The following is a 1,198-nucleotide window of genomic DNA, read 5'->3' on the forward strand; positions in this document are numbered from 1 at the left end:
TACTAAAGCCGAAGATATTTTGTAACTATCTGATTATAGGATATTTGGATGTCAATCCATCGAATCATTATTTCAATATATTCAGTGCATAAGCGTATAAAATTATCATTTGCGTTTTTGAGACCTCTTCGTAGAATATCACTTCCTTTTCTAAAAAAGCTATTCGTTTGTCGGCCCTTATTATTTGTTTTTATTTTTTGTATATTTTTGTGATGATATTCGCCTACTTTGACACAGATAGCCACCGCTATGCTAACAAAAACTATTAGCTTACTCAATTTTTTGCTGGATTTTAAATGAGTAGACTCTAAGTCAAAACCACGCCCTTTGAATGTTTGAAATAAGACTTCTATGCACCACCTCCTACGGTAAAATTCGCCGAGTTTTTTGGCCGGCAAGTTCCCCATTAAAAATAAAAAATCATTATCCGGCATACGTTTCAGCATTGTGTTACACCATACTCCGTCTATTCTGCAATCTTGAAAATATCGTTCAGTTTGTGTAGATAGAAGTGTATCAATCGAATAACAATCTCCATTTTTCAACGTAACTAAATGGCTTTTAGGAACTCTCATGCAGAATTCTATACCGTTGATTTTAAGATACTTGATCCACTCAATTCCAATAAATTCTCTATCGCCTACAATTACTCCTATTCGTTCTTTTCCTATTACTTTAATCAACTTAGAAAGTAAATCTATGCGGTCTTTGCAATGACTATTGCCTGATTTATTGTCTAATAAAGACCAATACAAGGGGATTCCTACTGAACCATTTTTTGCCACTATCATCAAAATATTGCATTGGTAAATCCCAAAATCCCATTCAGTGCGATCTATGGAAAGGCTTAGTTTTCCTCTGGGCAAAAACAACACTAACAACAGACATACTTGGTCATAATCAAATTCATAGTCTTTGAAAAAGGACTGTATATTGCGTTCTATAGATTCAATTTTTGCCTCTGATTCAATATGAAGAGCTACTTCTCTAAATTGTACTTTTTCGCTATCAATAAGACCCATCAAAAAAGATGAAATGAATTTTTTACGGGCTAAGTTAGTCGCTAATGGGATTTTTTGAAGCAATTTAATAACTTCGTCCCTAATGATTTTTTTCATTCTTAAAGGCTGGTTTGATGCTTGGTCGCTTCAAAATTCAGCCTTTTTGTTTTACATAGCAATTATCTTCGGGTACAGTA

1 protein-coding gene is annotated in these 1,198 nt (G+C 33.6%); it reads right to left on the bottom strand.

What is annotated here, in order from left to right:
- Positions 1-2: 2 nt before the first annotated feature.
- Positions 3-1,118 (bottom strand): IS4 family transposase, encoded by a 1,116-nt coding sequence (locus DVG78_RS29830; protein ID WP_114464649.1) that lies wholly within the window; start codon positions 1,116-1,118, stop codon positions 3-5.
- Positions 1,119-1,198: the final 80 nt, after the last annotated feature.

Source organism: Runella aurantiaca, from assembly GCF_003339505.1.
GTDB classification, from domain to species: domain Bacteria; phylum Bacteroidota; class Bacteroidia; order Cytophagales; family Spirosomataceae; genus Runella; species Runella aurantiaca.

What these genes read in the sequence shown, in the direction of transcription:
- DVG78_RS29830 (WP_114464649.1), bottom strand. Translation starts at nt 1,118, where the DNA reads ATGAAAAAAATCATTAGGGACGAAGTTATTAAATTGCTTCAAAAAATC.